Here is a 17,491-nt window from a genome sequence, read left to right on the forward strand (position 1 = left end):
GGACGGGTGTACGGGGAAAGTACGTGGGGCTACTGACTCGTAGGGTAGTGGCGCGAATACCGTTCGGCAGTGCGGTCTTTGCCACACCTAGGCTGGGTTGCATGACGCCACGAGATGGTTCAGACGCGCACGACAACCGTTGGTCCGACCTGGACCGGCCGCCCCTGGGAGTGGCCGGACTGCGCCGCTCCCTCGTCCGGGGCGAGGGACTGTGGTCGTCCGTGGATGTGGTGCCCCGTACGGGGTCGACGAACACGGATCTGGTGGCGCGGGCCGCGGCCGGCCCCGTCGAGGAGGGCGCCGTGCTCGTCGCCGAGGAGCAGAGCGCGGGGCGCGGGCGCCTGGACCGGCGCTGGTCGGCGCCGCCGCGCTCGGGCCTCTTCTTCTCCGTGTTCCTCAAGCCCGGCGAGCACGAGGTGCCGGTGGCGCGCTGGGGCTGGCTGCCGCTGCTCACCGGGGTCGCCGTCGCCACCGCCCTGTCCGCCACGGCCGGGGTCGACACGGCGCTGAAGTGGCCCAACGACGTGCTCGTCACCGTCGACGGCGAGGAGCGCAAGGCCGGCGGGATCCTCGCCGAGCGGGCCGGTACGGACGGTGTCGTCGTCGGCATCGGCCTCAACGTCTCGCTCCGCGCCGACGAGCTGCCGGTCCCCGGCGCGGGGTCGCTGGCGCTGGCCGGGGCGAAGGTGCTGGACCGGGAGCCGCTGCTGCGGGCCGTGCTCAGGTCCTTCGAGCGGTGGTACGTGGAGTGGTGCGCGGCGGAGGGCGATCCCGCGCTGTCCCGGTTGCAGGAGACGTATGCGGCGGGGTGCGCGACGCTGGGCCGTTCGGTGCGGGCGATCCTGCCGGGGGAGCGGGAGCTCTTGGGAGAGGCGGTCGCCGTGGACGCGGACGGGCGGCTCGTCATCGCGGGGCCGTCGGGTGTACGCGAGCCCGTGGGCGCAGGCGACATCGTCCATCTGCGGCCTTTGTAGGGGCGCGGGGAACCGCGCGAGAAGCCCCGCCGGACCCGCACTCGCCGACGCCACCACAAGAGGCACCCCCGGACAGCGCCACGACCCGGCGCACCCATGTCAAGCGGCGCCCGGGAAACACCCGCCCCGAACGGAGTGACCTGGCGCACAGGTGCTGCCGTAGAGTTGAGCCCGGTCGATACCTGACCGCGGCAGATCGGAAGGGCAGCAGGCGTGACCGTCGACGACTCGGGCTCCGGCACGGGCTCCCCACCCGACCCCGAGAAGCCGGAGGGGGATGACAAGGACGCAGCGGACGCGGCGGATCCCCTCGCGCTGCGGCTCGAACAGCTGATCCTCGGGGCCGAGCGCCGCTACACCCCGTTCCAGGCGGCCCGCAGCGCGGGCGTCTCCATGGAGCTGGCCTCCCGGTTCTGGCGGGCCATGGGCTTCGCCGACATCGGGCAGGCCAAGGCGCTGACCGAGGCCGACGTACTGGCCCTGCGCCGGCTGGCCGGTCTCGTCGAGGCGGGGCTGCTCAGCGAGGCGATGGCCGTGCAGGTCGCCCGGTCGACGGGGCAGACCACCGCGCGGCTCGCCGAGTGGCAGATCGACTCCTTCCTGGAGGGCCTGACCGAGCCCCCGGAGCCGGGCATGACCCGCACCGAGGTCACGTATCCGCTGATAGAGCTGCTGCTGCCCGAGCTGGAGGAGTTCCTCGTCTATGTGTGGCGGCGTCAGCTCGCCGCGGCCACCGGGCGCGTGGTGCAGGCCGGGGACGACGAGGAGATGGTGGACCGGCGGCTCGCGGTCGGGTTCGCGGACCTCGTGGGGTTCACCCGGCTGACGCGGCGCATGGAGGAGGAGGAACTCGGCGAGCTCGTCGAGGCCTTCGAGACCACCGCGGCCGATCTCGTCGCCGCGCACGGCGGACGCCTCATCAAGACGCTCGGCGACGAGGTGCTGTTCGCCGCCGACGACGCGGGCACGGCCGGGGAGATCGCGCTGCGGCTCATCGAGACGATGAGCAACGACGAGACGATGCCGGAGCTGCGGGTCGGCATGGCGTTCGGCACCGTCACGACGCGGATGGGCGACGTGTTCGGCACCACCGTGAATCTGGCGAGCCGGCTCACGTCGATAGCGCCCCGGGACAACGTGCTGGTCGACGGCGCCTTCGCCGAGGAGCTGATCCGCACCGCCGAGGCGCCGGCCTCCGAGGCCGAGGCGGCGGCCGCCGCGGAGAAGGCGGCGGAGCAGGGCGAGGAACCGCCCGCGTACCGGTTCGCGCTGCAGCCCATGTGGCAGCGGCCCGTCCGCGGTCTCGGCGTCGTGGAGCCCTGGACGCTGACCCGGCGCACCTGACACCCTTGACGGTTAACTGGCGTTAACCGGAAGGGTGAGTCATGGGTGATGAGCAGCGGTTCGGGGAGTTCGTGGCCGTACGGCGTCACGAGAGCGGGACCGTCGCCGAGTTGGTGCTCGACCGGCCCAAGGCCATGAACGCCGTGTCCAGCGACATGGCGCGCTCCCTCGGTGCCGCCTGCGAGGCGCTGGGCGGCGACCGCGCCGTGCGGGTCGTCGTCGTCACGTCCAGCAACGAGCGGGCCTTCTGCGTCGGCGCCGACCTGAAGGAGCGCAACTCCTTCTCGGACGCCGAGCTGGTGCGCCAGCGGCCCCTTGCCCGGGCCGCGTACACGGGCGTGCTGGAGCTGCCGATGCCGACGATCGCCGCTGTGCACGGGTTCGCGCTCGGCGGCGGCTTCGAGCTGGCGCTCGCCTGCGATCTGATCGTGGCCGACGCGAGCGCGGTCGTGGGCCTGCCCGAGGTGTCGGTCGGCGTGATCCCCGGGGGCGGCGGTACGCAGCTGCTGCCGCGCCGGGTCGGAGCCGCCCGGGCCGCCGAACTGATCTTCTCGGCGCGCCGCGTGGAGGCCGCAGAGGCGGGTGAACTCGGGCTCGTCGACCAGGTGGTGGCGGCGGGGCAGGACCGGGCGGAGGCGCTGGCGCTGGCCGCGCGGATCGCCGCCAACTCGCCGGTCGGGCTGCGCGCCGCCAAGCGTGCGCTGCGGCTCGGGCACGGGCTCGACCTGCGGGCCGGTCTGGAGGTGGAGGACGCGGCCTGGCGGTCGGTGGCTTTCTCCGGGGACCGGGCCGAGGGCGTCGCCGCGTTCAACGAGAAGCGCAAGCCGCAGTGGCCGGGCGAGTGACCCCGGGGCCCGGGCGGCCCCCGGGACGGGCGTACTGAATTCACCGAAATGCCGGAAACCTTCCTAACCTGAGTCAATGGGTGAGGACGTCCGGCTGCGCGCCGTGGTGACGCTCGCGCAGGGCATGGCCGCTGCGCAGAGCCCGCGCGAGTCCTGGCGGGCGGCCGCCGTCGGCGCCTGCCGTGCGCTGGCCGGGAACTTCGCCGCCCTGTCCGTGTGGGAGCGCGAGCGCGGCCGGCTCCGGGTCCTGGTGAACGTGGGGGAGCGGGCCGAGGGGGAGGAGCGCTTCCCGGAGGACGAGACGTATCCGGTCCACGAGTTCCCGGAGATCACCGAGTTCCTGCACGAGCGGTGGGCCGGGGGCGGCGAGCCGAACGCCTGGGTCGAGACGGCCGACGGCCCGGTCGACCGGGCCGGCTACTGCCACCAGCGGGTCGCGGCGCTGCGCCGGCGCCGGCGCGGCTGCTGTGTCGTCGCGCCGATCGTGCTGCACGGGCGGGCCTGGGGCGAGCTGTATGTCGCGCGGCAGACCGGCATGCCGGTGTTCGGGCCGGAGGACGCCGACTTCGCGACCGTCCTGGCGTCCGTGGTCGCGGCCGGGATCGCCCAGACCGAGCGCCTGGAGGAGGCGCGCCGGCTCGCCTTCACCGACGCCCTGACCGGCCTCGCCAACCGCCGGGCCGTCGACATACGGCTCGACGAGGCGGTGGAGCGGCACGTCGCCGAGGGCGCTGTCGTCAGCCTCGTCGTCTGCGATCTGAACGGGCTCAAGCGGGTCAACGACACCCTCGGGCACGCCGTCGGCGACCGCCTCCTGGAGCGGTTCGGCTCGGTGCTCTCGCTGTGCGGGGCGATGCTGCCGGGGGCGCTCGCGGCGCGGCTCGGCGGCGACGAGTTCTGCCTGCTGGCCGTGGGGCCCTCCGCCGACGAGGTCGTCCGGGTCGGCGAGGAGGTCTGCGCCCGCGCCGCGGGGCTGGAGCTGGGCGACGGGGTGGCGGTCGGGATCGCCTCGACCGGCGATCCGATCGGGGAGGTGCGCAGCGCCCGCCGGCTGTTCCGGCTCGCGGACGCCGCGCAGTACCGGGCGAAGGCGTTGCGCGCCGCGAAGCCGGTCGTGGCGGGCCGGGACGGGGGTCTGGCCGACCCCGTGGTGCGGCTGGCGGACTCGCCCCCGCCGGTGACGGGGGACGGCGAGCGGCGGCGGATCCGGGGCCGGGACGGCGATACGCGGGGGTAAGGGGCGCCGCCGGAACTCGGTCGTGACATCTTGAGATTCACTGCGTACGCTCCTGAATATGGATATGCACACTGTGGTGGTGGGGACGGCCGGGGTCACCGCGGCCGATGTCGTCGCCGTGGCGCGCCGAGGCGCCCGGATCGAACTCTCCGAAGAGGCCGTGGCCGCGCTCACCGCGGCCCGCGAGATCGTCGACGCGCTCGCCGCGAAGCCGGAGCCCGTCTACGGGGTCTCCACCGGGTTCGGCGCGCTCGCCACCCGGCACATCAGCCCCGAGCTGCGCGCCCAGCTCCAGCGCAACATCGTGCGCTCGCACGCGGCCGGGATGGGCCCGCGCGTCGAGCGCGAGGTCGTGCGCGCGCTGATGTTCCTGCGCCTGAAGACCGTCTGCTCCGGGCACACCGGGGTCCGCCCCGAGGTCGCGCAGACCATGGCGGACGTGCTCAACGCCGGGATCACCCCGGTCGTGCACGAGTACGGCTCGCTGGGCTGCTCCGGCGACCTCGCGCCGCTCAGCCACTGCGCGCTGACGCTCATGGGCGAGGGCGACGCCGAGGGCCCCGACGGGGTCGTACGGCCCGCCGGCGACCTCCTCGCCGAGCACGGCATCGCGCCGGTCGAGCTGCGCGAGAAGGAGGGCCTCGCGCTGCTCAACGGCACGGACGGCATGCTCGGCATGCTCGTCATGGCCCTCGACGACCTGGACAACCTCTACAAGGCCGCGGACGTGACGGCCGCGCTGTCCCTGGAGGCGCTGCTCGGCACCGACAAGGTCCTCGCGCCCGAGCTGCACGCCATCCGCCCGCACCCCGGGCAGGCGGCCAGCGCCGCCAACATGCTGGCCGTGCTGGCCGGTTCGGGCCTGACCGGGCACCATCAGGACGACGCGCCGCGGGTGCAGGACGCGTACTCCGTGCGCTGCGCCCCGCAGGTCGCCGGGGCCGGCCGGGACACCATGGCGCACGCGCGGCTCGTGGCCGAGCGGGAGCTGGCGTCCGCCGTCGACAACCCCGTCGTGCTGCCCGACGGCCGCGTCGAGTCCAACGGCAACTTCCACGGCGCGCCGGTCGCCTACGTGCTCGACTTCCTCGCGATCGCGGCGGCCGACCTCGGCTCGATCTCCGAGCGCCGCACCGACCGCCTCCTCGACAAGAACCGCTCGCACGGCCTGCCGCCGTTCCTCGCGGACGACGCCGGGGTCGACTCGGGCCTGATGATCGCCCAGTACACGCAGGCGGCGCTGGTCAGCGAGATGAAGCGGCTCGCCGTGCCGGCGTCCGCGGACTCGATCCCGTCGTCCGCGATGCAGGAGGACCACGTCTCGATGGGCTGGTCGGCCGCGCGCAAGCTGCGGACCGCCGTCGACAACCTCGCGCGGATCGTCGCCGTGGAGCTGTACGCGGCCACGCGGGGCATCGAGCTGCGGGAGGGTCTGGAGGCCGCGCCGGCGTCGCGGGCGGTCATCGCCGCGGCGCGCTCCGCGGGCGTCCAGGGACCCGGGCCCGACCGTTTCCTCGCGCCTGATCTCGCTGCGGCGGATGCGTTCGTGCGGAGCGGGGGGCTGGTGGCCGCCGTCGAAGGGGTGACGGGGGCGCTGGCGTAGCGCCTGGGCGCCGTCGGGGGCGGGGATTCTGTGCGAGTGCCGCTTCAGTGTGGTTGCTCGCGCAGTTCCTCGCGCCCCTTCGCGCCGTGGGTGCCGAGGGGTGTGCGCGAGTGCGGCCCGGTGGGGGTGGCTCGCGTAGTTCCCCGCGCCCCTAAAGGGCGCCTTCGAACGTACGGCCCCTGCGGACGGAGTACGTCACGAAGCCGACGCCCAGGCCCAGGAAGACCGAGCCGCCGACCACGTACGGCGTCGTGTCGACGGTGCCCGTGTCGGCCAGCCGGAGCTGCTGGTCGGACTGGGTGTCGACCGCGGTGGCCGTCTGGGCCTGGTCGGTGCCGGTGTGCTCGGGTGTGGCGGTGGCGTTGGGGACGAACCACAGGGCAGCCAGGAGCGTCCCGGCGGCGGTGGCGGTGAACAACGATCGACGTGCGGCGGACACGGAAGCGATCCCCCTTGTGGCGCTGGCGAATTGGCCGTGTGAGCCGATGTTAGTGAAAGGTGCGGGTCACGGGAAAGTCACGAGTGGAACGGGTCGTACGCTCCGGCGTATGAGCACTGATGAGACGTCACGTTTTGTTCGTCTGAAGGTGGAATTGGTCCTGGAGGTCGCCGACGTCGAGGCGCTGACCGGGGCCGCGCTGCAGCGCGTCGCCGAGGACGAGGCGATGCCCGTCGAGGAGCGCGCGCACGCCGAGAGCGCCGTCCAGGAGGACGAGGCGGAGGCCGTCGCGTACCTCGTGGACCCGTTCGACCTGGTCGGCGATGTGCCGGGGGCCGAACTCGTCCAGGCCTCGTGGTCCAGCGAACAGGTCGACTACGACCCCGATTCGCCGGATTGGGACCTGGACGAGGATGATGACGGGGAGGGCGCCGGGGAGCGCGGGTAGCGGCTGACGGAACGGGACACCCCGGGCGGCAACCGCCGCCCGGGGTTTTGTCGTCCCGCAGGGGGAGAGACGAAAGTGGAGTGAGGGGATCACGGGGGCGCCGTTACCACCGGTGCATCAGTGGTCACGGCCTTCAACGACGTGGCGTCGCCCACATCGGGGCGTTTTCGGGAACGGGGCGAACCGGTCACCGCGTTGTGTACGTGCAAGGGGAACCTCTGTGTTCTCCGTGACCGGACTCGGGGCGGTCGGCAATGTTCGGGGAAGTCGGGAAATCGGCGACTATGGAGAAGCGTGTGATGACGGACGGTAAGCGGCGCAAGGGCCTGATGGCCGCGTCCGCTGTGCTCGGTGGCGTGCTGGTGCTCTCTGCGTGCAGCGGGAGCGACGGCGACTCGGGCAGCTCGTCGAGCGGCAAGAAGGAGTCGCAGGCGCAGGCGGACGAGGCCGCGGCGAAGAAGACCTCGCAGGCCGAGATCAAGATCGCCCCGAAGGACGGCTCCGACAACGCGAGCATCAACAACGCGGCGAAGGTCACCGTGAGCAAGGGCACGCTCACCGACGTCACCATGACCACGGCCGACGGCACGGCGGTCGCCGGCCAGATATCGGCCGACAAGAAGAGCTGGAAGCCCACGAACCAGCTCGAGCGCGCGACGACGTACAAGATCGCCGCGACGGCGAACGACGCGGACAACCGTGCCGCGCACGAGAACGCGTCGTTCACCACGGTCTCCCCGGACAACAGCTTCATCGGCAACTTCACGCCGGAGGACGGCTCGACCGTCGGCGTCGGCATGCCCGTGTCGATCAACTTCGACAAGGCGATCACCAACAAGTCGGACGTGCAGTCCCACATCACGGTGTCGTCGAGCAGCGGCCAGGAGGTCGTCGGCCACTGGTTCAACGCCAACCGGCTGGACTTCCGCCCCGAGGACTACTGGAAGGGCGGCTCCACGGTCACCCTGAAGCTGGACCTCGACGGGGTCGAGGGCGCGGACGGCGTGACCGGTGTCCAGCAGAAGACCGTCACGTTCAAGATCGGGCGCAACCAGGTCTCCACGGTCGACGCCAAGACCAAGCAGATGACCGTCACCCAGGACGGGAAGACGATCAAGACCATCCCGATCTCCGCCGGTTCGCCCGACAACAAGACCTACGAAGGCCAGATGGTGATCTCCGAGAAGTTCAAGGAGACCCGGATGAACGGCGCGACGGTCGGCTTCACCGACGACGACGGCAAGGGCGAGTACGACATCAAGGACGTGCCGCACGCGATGCGTCTGTCGAACTCCGGCACGTTCATCCACGGCAACTACTGGGGCGCCAAGTCGATCTTCGGCTCGGTGAACACCAGCCACGGCTGTGTCGGTCTGTCGGACGCCAAGGGCGCCAACGACTCCAGCACGCCCGGCGCCTGGTTCTACGACCACTCCATGGTCGGCGACGTCGTCGTCGTGAAGAACACCGGCGACAAGACGGTCCAGCCGGACAACGGCCTGAACGGCTGGAACCTGAGCTGGGCGCAGTGGAAGGCCGGCTCCGCCGCCTGACCCGCCCCGTCCCCGACGAGCCCCGGTACGCCGCGCGTACCGGGGCTCACGGCGTCGGCGCCCGGCACTTATGAAGACCGCATGCAGCACACAGCTCAGTGCCAAGCAGTGTCCCTACTGTCCGCGTCATGTTCCTCACCTACCTCAGGCGTGAATGGAGACGGCGCCGGAAGGCCGCCCTCGTCGTCGCCTCCGGGCTCGCGCTCGGCATCGCGCTGGTCATCACGGTCACCTCGGTCTCGGCCGGGATGAAGCAGGCCCAGAGCAAGGTCCTCGCATCCCTCTACGGCCTGGGCACCGACATGACCGTCACCAAGGCCGCCGAGGCGCCGTCGAAGAGCGGCCAGGGCGACCGGCCGAACTTCACGTTCGACGCCGACAGCGAGGACAGCGACAAGGAGCAGTCCACCGACCGCGTCATGACGGCCGGCGGCCAGACCCTCAAGTCGTCGCTGATCGCCGACGTCGCCGGCCGGCAGGGCGTCGGCTCCGCGACCGGCGCGCTCCAGCTCAGCGTCATGAAGGTCTCCGGTTCCTTCACCCAGGGCAAGGCCACCACCGGCGACTCGGGCTCCGGGTCCGCCGGGAGCGGCCGGCCCGGCGGCACGGGCGGCGCAGGCGGTCAGGGCGGTGTGCAGGGCGGCGGCGCGAACTTCGACGTCAACTCGTACTCCGTGTACGGCATCGACGTCGCGCACCAGGGCCTCGGCCCGCTCTCCACCATGGAGATCACCAAGGGACGCACCTTCAAGTCATCCGAGACGAACGCCAAGGTGGCGGTCCTGTCGACGTCGTACGCCAAGGAGAACTCCAAGGCCGTCGGCGACACCCTCACCGTCAACAAGGTGAAGTACGAGGTCGTCGGCATCGCGCAGGCGAGCAGCAGCGACTCGACCGGCGACGTCTATCTGCCGCTGAAGCAGGCGCAGACGCTCGCCGACGCCAAGAACAAGGTCTCCACGATCTACGTCCAGGCGACCGACTCGAAGCAGATCGACAGCGTCAAGGCGGCCATCCAGAAGAACATCCCGGGGACCACGGTCACCACCTCCTCGGACCTCGCCGACTCGGTGTCCGGCTCCCTGTCCACCGCCTCCGACCTGGCGGCCGGCGTCGGCAAGTGGCTGTCCGTGGTCGTGCTCGCCGCGGCCGTCCTGGTCGCCGCGCTGCTCACGTCGTCGGCCGTCTCGCGCCGCGTGCGGGAGTTCGGCACGCTCAAGGCGCTCGGCTGGAAGTCGGGGCGCGTGACCCGGCAGGTCGCCGGTGAGGCGTTCGTCAACGGACTCATCGGCGGTGTCCTCGGCATCGCGCTCGGCCTCGTCGCCGCGTACGCCGTCACGGCGTTCAGCCCGACCCTCACCGCCCAACTCGGCAGTTCCGGCGGCCAGATGAGCGGCGGACCCGGCGGTGGCGGCATGGGCGGCGGACCCGGCGGCGGCGGCCGGAGCGCCGCGCGCACCGTCGACGTCGCCCTGTCCGCGCCGGTCAGCCTCTCCACCATCGCGCTCGCCGCGCTGCTCGCCATCGGGGGCGGGCTGATCGCCGGGGCGTACGGCGGCTGGCGGGCCTCGCGACTGCGCCCGGCGGACGCGCTGCGCCGCGTCGAATAGCCCGACCGCCCCTTTCCGAACAGGAGTTACCCATGTACGAACTGCGCGGCGTGACCAAGCAGTACCGGCGCGGCAAGGAGACCGTCGACGCCCTGCGCGGCGTCGACCTGACCGTGGCGGACGGCGGCCGCCTCGTCATCCAAGGTCCCACCGGCGGCGGCAAGTCGACGCTGCTGCAGATGCTCGGCGGCCTCGACCGGCCCACCGTGGGCAGCGTCGAACTCGACGGCGTCGACCTCGCGACCCTGTCCGAGACCAGGCTGACCCGGGTGCGCAGCGAGAAGATCGGCATCATCTTCCAGTCCTTCAACCTGATCCCGACGCTGACCGCGCAGGAGAACGTGGAGACGGCGCTCGTGCCGCTCGGCCTGAAGGGCGGCGACCGGCGGGAGCGGGCCGCCGAGGCGCTGAAGTCGGTGGGTCTGGGGGAGCGGCTCGCGCATCTGCCCTCGGAGATGTCGGGCGGCCAGCAGCAGCGCGTCGCCATCGCGCGGGCGCTGGTGAAGAACCCGAAGGTGCTCCTCGCCGACGAGCCGACCGGCAACCTCGACGAGTCCATGCGCGACGAGATCATGGACGTACTCGAAGCGCAGTGGAAGGAGCACGGGCTGACGTTCATCATGGTCACCCACGACTCGGCGATCGCGAAGAAGGCCCCGCGCCTCGCCACGATCCGCAAGGGCCGCATCACCGTGACGGAGAAGGCGGCCGCCTGACGGCCCGACGGGTCTCATCCCGTTCTCATCCTGGCCTCACGGAACCCTTACAGCGTCCCCATACGGTTTCGCCGCAGCGGGAGCCGCAGCGACACAGATCGCCGCTGCTCCCGCTGATTCCTGTCAGCGCCCCGTGCCGGGGCCGTTCATCGGCGAGGCTTCGATGTTCTTCACCTACCTCAGGCGTGAGTTGCGCCGCCGCAGAAAAGCGGCGCTCGTCGTCGCCTCCGGGCTCGCACTCGGGATCGCGCTCGTCATCGTGGTCAACTCCGTCTCCTCCGGCATGAGCCAGGCACAGGACAAGGTCCTGCAGTCCCTGTACGGCCTGGGCACGGACATGACCGTCACCAAGGCCGCCGCCGCGCCGAAGGAGGGCGAGACCGGCCGCCCGCGCTTCAACTTCGACGCCAAGGACAGCGACGCCGACGACGCCGACAAGGAGCAGAGCACGGACCGGGTGATGGTGCAGGGGTTCCAGACCCTCGCCTCCTCCACCGTCACGAAGGTCGCGCGGCAGAAGGGCGTCGACGACACCGTGGGCGGTCTGAGCCTGCAGGTGATGAAGGTCAGCGGCCAGTTCACCCGCGGCCAGTTCAAGCAGGACCCGCAGAGCGGCGGCGCCCAGCGCGGCGGCCCCGGCGGCGGCAGCGGCCAGCCGCAGGGCCGGGTCGAGGGCGGCGGCGCCGACTTCGACGTCAACTCCTACTCCGTGTTCGGCACCGACGTCACCAAGCAGGACCTCGGCCCGCTGACCTCCTCGAAGATCACCAAGGGGCGGACCTTCAAGACGTCCGAGACGGACGCCAAGGTCGTCGTCGCCGACGCCTCCTACGCCAAGGAGAAGAAGCTCGCCCTCGACGACAACGTCACCGTCAAGGGCACGAAGTACAAGGTCATCGGCATCGCGACGCCCGACAGCGGGGACGCCGCCGCCAATCTGTACCTCCCGCTGAAGCAGGCCCAGACGCTCGCCGACACCAAGAACAAGGTGACGACGGTGTACGTCAAGGCGACGGACTCGCAGCAGATCGACGCCGTCAAGTCGACCATCCAGAAGAACATCTCGGGCACGACGGTCACCACGTCGGCCGACCTCGCGGACACCGTCTCCGGGTCCCTGTCCACCGCCTCCGACCTCGCCTCGAACGTCGGCAAGTGGCTGTCGATCGCGGTGCTCGTGGCCGCTTTCCTCGTCGCCGGTCTGCTCACCTCGTCGGCCGTCTCGCGCCGTGTGCGGGAGTTCGGCACGCTCAAGGCGCTCGGCTGGAAGTCGGGCCGGGTCACCCGGCAGGTCATCGGCGAGGCCGTCGTCAACGGGCTCATCGGCGGCGTCCTCGGCATCGCCGTCGGCCTCGCGGGCGCCTACGCCGTCACCGCCATCAGCCCCACCCTCTCCGCCCAGCTCGGCAACAGCGCGGGCGGCGGCGCAGGCATGGGCGGCGGTCCCGGCGGGGGCGGCGGCTTCGGCGGCGGCATGATGCGCCAGGCCGGCGGCGGCAAGACCCTCGACATCGCGCTCAGCGCCCCGGTCTCCGCCGCCACCATCGCCCTCGCGGTCGGCCTCGCCGTCGCGGGCGGCCTGATCGCCGGCGCGTTCGGCGGCTGGCGGGCCTCGCGACTGCGCCCGGCCGACGCGCTGCGCCGCGTCGAGTAGCAGCAGCCCTGCACGGGCATCCAACCCCCTTTCGTACCGCAGGAGTTGCACCATGTATCAGCTCAGAGGCGTCACCAAGCAGTACCGGCGCGCCAAAGACACCGTCGACGCGCTGGCCGGTATCGACCTGACCATCGGCGACGGCGACCGGCTCGTCATCCAGGGCCCCACGGGCGGCGGCAAGTCGACGCTGCTGCAGATGCTCGGCGGTCTCGACCGGCCCACCGCGGGCAGCGTCGAGCTCGACGGCACCGATCTGGCGAAGCTGCCCGAGGCCCGGCTCACCAAGGTCCGCGCCGAGTCCATCGGGTTCGTGTTCCAGTCCTTCAACCTGATCCCGACGCTGACCGCGCAGGAGAACGTGGAGACGGCGCTCGTGCCGCTCGGCCTCAAGGGCGGCGACCGGCGGGAGCGGGCCGCCGAGGCGCTGAAGTCGGTGGGTCTGGGGGAGCGGCTCGCGCATCTGCCCTCGGAGATGTCGGGCGGCCAGCAGCAGCGCGTCGCCATCGCGCGGGCGCTGGTGAAGAACCCGAAGGTGCTCCTCGCCGACGAGCCGACCGGCAACCTCGACGAGTCCATGCGCGACGAGATCATGGACGTACTCGAAGCGCAGTGGAAGGAGCACGGGCTGACGTTCATCATGGTCACCCACGACTCGGCGATCGCGAAGAAGGCCCCGCGCCTCGCGACGATCCGCAAGGGCCGCATCACCGTGACCGAGAACAGCCCCGCCCGCTGACGGATTCGCGTTCCGATGCAACCTGTGGCCCCCCTGTGTGCTCTCTACGCAGGGGGGCCGATCGCGGTCCTCCGTCGGTGAACCACCTTCACCAGGGGGAAAGTTGCACAGACAGGGACATTCCCGTACACGTCGCGGCGCGGCTCTCGTCGCAGCGGCCGCCGCCGTCGCGCTGGCCGCCGGGCTGACCGTCCCGTCGGCCGCGGCGCCCGCGTCCGCCGCGGCGCGCCCCGGCCAGGACCTGAAGCCCAGGACACACGTCACGCTCATCACCGGCGACCGCGTCGCGCTCGACGCGAAGGGCAAGCCGGTCGGGCTGCAGCGGGCCGAGGGGCGGGAGCGCATACCCGTGCAGACCCGCAGGACCGGCGGGCACACGTACGTCGTGCCGGCCGACGCGCGGCGGCTGATCGCCGACGGCCGGCTCGACCGGCGGCTGTTCGACGTCACCGAACTGTCCAAGCCCGCGTACACCGAGGCGCGGCGCGGCAGCCTCAAGGTCATCGTCGGCTACCGGGGAGCGGCCACGGCCGCCCGGGCCGAGGTGCGCGACGCCGGTGACACCACCGTCCGGCACCGCCTGACGACGCTCAACGCCGACGCGGTCAGCACGCCCCAGGACGACGCGGGCAAGCTGTGGGACGCGGTGACGAACGGCAAGGGCGCCGCCGCCTCCGGCGTCAGCCGCATCTGGCTCGACGGCGTGCGCCGGGCGAGCCTCGACAAGTCCGTGCCGCAGATCGGCGCCCCCACGGCGTGGGCCGCCGGGTACGACGGCAAGGGCGTGAAGATCGCCGTCCTGGACACGGGTGTCGACGCGACCCACCCCGACCTCAAGGACCAGGTCCTCGAGGCGAGGAACTTCACCACCGCCGCCGACGCGACCGACCACTTCGGGCACGGCACCCACGTCGCGTCCATCGCGGCCGGCACGGGCGCCAAGTCGGGCGGGACGTACAAGGGCGTCGCCCCCGGCGCCAAGCTGATCAGCGGCAAGGTCCTCGACGACGACGGGTTCGGCGACGACTCCGGCATCCTCGCGGGCATGGAGTGGGCCGCGGCGCAGGGCGCCGACGTCGTCAACCTCAGCCTCGGCGGCGGCGACACCCCGGAAATCGACCCGCTGGAGGCCGAGGTCAACAAGCTCTCGGAGCAGAAGGGCATCCTCTTCGCCATCGCCGCCGGCAACGCGGGGCCGCAGTCCATCGGCTCGCCCGGCAGCGCGGACGCCGCGCTCACCGTCGGCGCCGTCGACGACAAGGACAAGCTGGCCGACTTCTCGTCCACCGGGCCGCGCGTCGGTGACGGCGCGATCAAGCCGGACGTGACGGCGCCGGGCGTCGACATCACGGCCGCCGCCGCTCCCGGCAGCGTCATCGCCAAGGAGGTCGGCGAGAAGCCCGCCGGGTATCTCACGATCTCCGGTACGTCGATGGCGACGCCGCACGTCGCCGGTGCCGCCGCGATCCTCAAGCAGGAGCACCCGGACTGGACGTACCAGGAGCTGAAGAGCGCGCTCGTCGGGTCGGCCAAGGGCACCGCCGGGCTCACCCCGTTCCAGCAGGGCAGCGGCCGCATCCAGGTCGACCGGGCCATCAAGCAGAGCGTGTTCGCCCAGGACGCCTCGGTGGGCTTCGGTGTCGCGCAGTGGCCGCACACCGACGACCCGGCGCTCACCAAGAAGGTCACGTACAAGAACACCGGCACCGCGGACGTCACCCTCGACCTCGCGGTGTCCGCCACCGGCCCCAAGGGGCAGGCCGCCCCCGCGGGCTTCTTCACCCTCGGCGCCCCGAAGGTCACCGTGCCGGCCGGCGGCACCGCCTCCGTCGACCTGACCGCGAACACCCGGCTCGGCGGCACGCTCGACGGCGCGTACTCCGCGTACGTGACGGCGACGGGCGGCGGCCAGTCGGTGCGCACGGGCGCCGCCGTGCAGCGCGAGATCGAGTCGTACGACGTGACGCTGAAGCACCTCGGGCGGGACGGAAAGCCCCAGTCGACCTATCTCACCGACCTGTTCGGGTACGAGGGTCTCGGCAAGGATGCGGTGTTCTCCGCGCCGCCCAGCGACTCCGGCGCGGTGACCCTGCGCATGCCCAAGGGCACCTACCTCCTGGACGGACTGCTGGCGAAGGACCTGGAGAAGTTCGAGGGCGGTGTCGACTGGATCGTGCAGCCGAAGCTCAGCGTCACCAAGAACCTGTCGCTGACGCTGGACGCCCGGACGGCCAAGGCGGCCGACATCACGGTGCCGGACGCCGCGGCCGTGCCGCTGAGCGCGATGGTCGACTACTCCTACGACCCGGCCATGACCGGACTCTCCGTGATGCTCGGCTCGTTCGCCGACATCCGCGTGGCCCCGCTCGGCGGCGACGTGCCCGGCGGCCTCACGCAGAACTGGTTCGGACAGTGGACCAAGGCGAACGGCACCGAGTACGACGTCGCGACCAGCGCCAAGGTCCCGCAGCTCCAGGGCGCCAAGGTCAAGCACTTCAAGGCGTCCGAACTCGCCACGGTGAAGAACGAGTTGGGCGCCCCGGCGCCCGGCAAGACCGGTGCGCTCGGCGTCACCGGAGTGCTCCCCGGCGACGCCGTCTTCGGTGTGCCCGTGGAGCAGAAGCTGCCCGCCACGCGCACGCTGCACCTGTCGACCGGGAACGGGATCCAGTGGGGCCTGGACTTCGTGCAGTACGCGGGCAAGGACGCGGAGGGCTTCCCGATCGAGGAGTCCTTCTACACGCTGGGCGCCCCGCAGACGTTCAAGGCGGGCAGCAGCTACACGAAGACGTTCAACACCGCCGTGTTCGGGCCCCGGATCGGCGGCGAGTACGGCCTGTTCCGCGACGGGAACGCCGTCTACGGCTCGCTGCCGCTGTTCGCCGACGGCAAGACGCACGCGGGTTCCTCCACGTTCTCCTCGGTCGTGACGTCGCTCTACCGCAACGGCACGAAGATCGCCACGAACGACGACCCGCTCTTCGGGTACGAGGAGTTCAAGGTCCCGTCGGGCGACGCCGCGTACAAGCTGACGACCTCGGTCAAGCGCAGCGCGAAGGTGGGAACCACCACCAAGGTCAACGCCAGCTGGTCGTTCCGCTCGAAGAAGACGGCGGACCTCACCAAGCTCCCGGCCTCCGGCATCCGCTTCGCCGCGGCCGTCGGCCTGGACAGCAGGGTGCCCGCCGGAAAGACCCAGTCCGTCCCGGTCACGGTGCAGGGTGCGGCCGCGGGCGGCAACCTCAAGTCCCTTTCCGTGTACGTCTCCTACGACTACGGACAGACCTGGAAGAAGGTGACCGTCAAGAACGGGAAGATCTCCGTCAGGAATCCCGCCAAGGACAAGGCGGTCTCCTTCCACGCCAAGATCACCGACAAGAAGGGCAACCTGTCGACGATCTCGGTCTACAACGCCTACTACGGCAAGTAGGCGCGAAGAGGCAGTAGTTGACGCGCGAGGGCGTTACGCCCAGCGCTGATATCGCGAGCGGCCCGCCCCGGTCCATGGCCGGGGCGGGCCGCCCGTGTTCTTCTGGCTGCCATGACGACTCGCACGGTCGAATACATCCGGTACCGCATCGCCGAGGACCGCTCGGCCGCGTTCCTCGCCGCCTACACGCGCGCCGCCCGGCAGCTCGCCGCGTCACCGTACTGCGTCACCTACGAACTCACGCGCTGCGAGGAGGACTTCGAGCACTTCGTGCTGCGCATCGTGTGGACGTCGGCCAAGGACCACGTCGAAGGCTTCCGGACGTCGGAGCTGTTCCCGGACTTCCTCGCCGAGATCCGCCCGTACGTGGGCGACATCGACGAGATGCGCCACTACACACCGACCTCGGTGCGCGGCCGGGGCGCCGCCGAGCCCACCCTCTTCGCCTGGGCGGGCGGCGCCGAGGCGTTCGACCGGCTCACGTCCGTCTTCTACGCCAAGGTGCGAAGGGACGACCTGCTCGGCCCGCTCTTCGCCGGCCTGCCGGCCGAGCACGCCGAACACGTCGCGCTCTGGCTCGGCGAGGTCTTCGGCGGTCCGGCCGCCTACACGGAACAGCACGGCGGACACAGCCACATGGTCGCCAAGCACATCGGCAAGGGCATCACGGAGCGGCAGCGCCGCCGCTGGGTCAACCTCATCCACGACGCGGCGGACGAGGCGGACCTGCCCGCGGACGCCGAGTTCCGCTCCGCGTTCAGCGCCTACGTCGAGTGGGGCACCCGGCTCGCCGTCACCTTCTCCGGCCCGGACGCGAGCCGCCCGGCCGAGCAGCCGGTGCCGCGCTGGCACTGGGGCGCGGCGCCGCCGTACCAGCCGTGACAGGTGCCGGGGGCGGC

14 protein-coding genes are annotated in these 17,491 nt (G+C 71.6%); 13 read left to right on the forward strand and 1 reads right to left on the reverse strand.

Translation table 11 applies throughout. The annotated features are described in order from the left end of the window. Positions 1-101 precede the first annotated feature (101 nt). From ACVHNB_RS04785 to hutH, 5 genes are all read left to right on the forward strand, one after another. Positions 102-974: a biotin--[acetyl-CoA-carboxylase] ligase gene (locus ACVHNB_RS04785; RefSeq protein ID WP_456227480.1), complete on the forward strand. Its 873-nt coding sequence runs from the start codon at positions 102-104 to the stop codon at positions 972-974. 213 nt (positions 975-1,187) lie between these two features. After that, complete coding sequence (locus ACVHNB_RS04790; RefSeq protein WP_428952668.1) at positions 1,188-2,318, forward strand: adenylate/guanylate cyclase domain-containing protein; 1,131 nt, start codon at positions 1,188-1,190, stop codon at positions 2,316-2,318. Between the two features lie 41 nt (positions 2,319-2,359). Next, positions 2,360-3,163, forward strand: a complete 804-nt coding sequence (locus ACVHNB_RS04795) for an enoyl-CoA hydratase/isomerase family protein (protein ID WP_456227481.1) — start codon at positions 2,360-2,362, stop codon at positions 3,161-3,163. Between the two features lie 76 nt (positions 3,164-3,239). Continuing rightward, entirely contained in the window at positions 3,240-4,400 is a 1,161-nt protein-coding gene (locus tag ACVHNB_RS04800) for a GGDEF domain-containing protein (RefSeq protein ID WP_428952666.1), read from the forward strand. A 64-nt stretch (positions 4,401-4,464) separates the two neighbouring features. Next, complete coding sequence (gene hutH / locus ACVHNB_RS04805) at positions 4,465-6,003, forward strand: histidine ammonia-lyase (RefSeq protein WP_428957566.1); 1,539 nt, start codon at positions 4,465-4,467, stop codon at positions 6,001-6,003. Between the two features lie 151 nt (positions 6,004-6,154). Here hutH and ACVHNB_RS04810 read toward each other — a convergent pair whose 3' ends face one another. Further along, positions 6,155-6,442 carry a hypothetical protein gene (locus ACVHNB_RS04810; RefSeq protein WP_456227482.1) on the reverse strand — a complete coding sequence of 96 codons (288 nt, stop codon included), beginning with the start codon at positions 6,440-6,442 and terminating at the stop codon, positions 6,155-6,157. Between the two features lie 109 nt (positions 6,443-6,551). Between ACVHNB_RS04810 and ACVHNB_RS04815 the strand changes: the two genes are divergently transcribed. From ACVHNB_RS04815 to ACVHNB_RS04850, 8 genes are all read left to right on the forward strand, one after another. Continuing rightward, complete coding sequence (locus ACVHNB_RS04815) at positions 6,552-6,890, forward strand: hypothetical protein (protein WP_428952664.1); 339 nt, start codon at positions 6,552-6,554, stop codon at positions 6,888-6,890. A 284-nt stretch (positions 6,891-7,174) separates the two neighbouring features. Continuing rightward, positions 7,175-8,443 carry a L,D-transpeptidase gene (locus ACVHNB_RS04820; protein WP_428952663.1) on the forward strand — a complete coding sequence of 423 codons (1,269 nt, stop codon included), beginning with the start codon at positions 7,175-7,177 and terminating at the stop codon, positions 8,441-8,443. 128 nt (positions 8,444-8,571) lie between these two features. After that, positions 8,572-10,053 carry an ABC transporter permease gene (locus ACVHNB_RS04825; protein WP_456227483.1) on the forward strand — a complete coding sequence of 494 codons (1,482 nt, stop codon included), beginning with the start codon at positions 8,572-8,574 and terminating at the stop codon, positions 10,051-10,053. 32 nt (positions 10,054-10,085) lie between these two features. Further along, positions 10,086-10,769, forward strand: a complete 684-nt coding sequence (locus ACVHNB_RS04830; protein WP_456227484.1) for an ABC transporter ATP-binding protein — start codon at positions 10,086-10,088, stop codon at positions 10,767-10,769. Positions 10,770-10,932: 163 nt separating this feature from the next. Continuing rightward, entirely contained in the window at positions 10,933-12,423 is a 1,491-nt protein-coding gene (locus tag ACVHNB_RS04835) for an ABC transporter permease (RefSeq protein WP_456227485.1), read from the forward strand. A gap of 52 nt (positions 12,424-12,475) precedes the next feature. Continuing rightward, a complete protein-coding gene (locus tag ACVHNB_RS04840) occupies positions 12,476-13,162 on the forward strand; it encodes an ABC transporter ATP-binding protein (RefSeq protein WP_428952659.1) in 687 nt (228 codons plus the stop codon). A 103-nt stretch (positions 13,163-13,265) separates the two neighbouring features. Then, on the forward strand, positions 13,266-16,592 hold the full coding sequence (locus ACVHNB_RS04845) for a S8 family peptidase (protein ID WP_456227486.1): 3,327 nt from the start codon (positions 13,266-13,268) through the stop codon (positions 16,590-16,592). A 111-nt stretch (positions 16,593-16,703) separates the two neighbouring features. Then, positions 16,704-17,474, forward strand: coding sequence for a group II truncated hemoglobin (locus ACVHNB_RS04850; RefSeq protein WP_428952657.1), 771 nt, complete (start codon positions 16,704-16,706; stop codon positions 17,472-17,474). Positions 17,475-17,491 lie beyond the last annotated feature (17 nt).

The sequence above is a fragment of the Streptomyces sp. YJ-C3 genome (genome assembly GCF_053891275.1).

Coding starts and splice junctions, on each gene's coding strand:
- ACVHNB_RS04785 (WP_456227480.1), top strand. CDS start 102: ATGACGCCACGAGATGGTTCAGACGCGCACGACAACCGTTGGTCCGAC.
- ACVHNB_RS04795 (WP_456227481.1), top strand. CDS start 2,360: ATGGGTGATGAGCAGCGGTTCGGGGAGTTCGTGGCCGTACGGCGTCAC.
- ACVHNB_RS04800 (WP_428952666.1), top strand. CDS start 3,240: ATGGGTGAGGACGTCCGGCTGCGCGCCGTGGTGACGCTCGCGCAGGGC.
- hutH (WP_428957566.1), top strand. CDS start 4,465: ATGCACACTGTGGTGGTGGGGACGGCCGGGGTCACCGCGGCCGATGTC.
- ACVHNB_RS04815 (WP_428952664.1), top strand. CDS start 6,552: ATGAGCACTGATGAGACGTCACGTTTTGTTCGTCTGAAGGTGGAATTG.
- ACVHNB_RS04820 (WP_428952663.1), top strand. CDS start 7,175: ATGGAGAAGCGTGTGATGACGGACGGTAAGCGGCGCAAGGGCCTGATG.
- ACVHNB_RS04825 (WP_456227483.1), top strand. CDS start 8,572: ATGTTCCTCACCTACCTCAGGCGTGAATGGAGACGGCGCCGGAAGGCC.
- ACVHNB_RS04830 (WP_456227484.1), top strand. CDS start 10,086: ATGTACGAACTGCGCGGCGTGACCAAGCAGTACCGGCGCGGCAAGGAG.
- ACVHNB_RS04835 (WP_456227485.1), top strand. CDS start 10,933: ATGTTCTTCACCTACCTCAGGCGTGAGTTGCGCCGCCGCAGAAAAGCG.
- ACVHNB_RS04840 (WP_428952659.1), top strand. CDS start 12,476: ATGTATCAGCTCAGAGGCGTCACCAAGCAGTACCGGCGCGCCAAAGAC.
- ACVHNB_RS04850 (WP_428952657.1), top strand. CDS start 16,704: ATGACGACTCGCACGGTCGAATACATCCGGTACCGCATCGCCGAGGAC.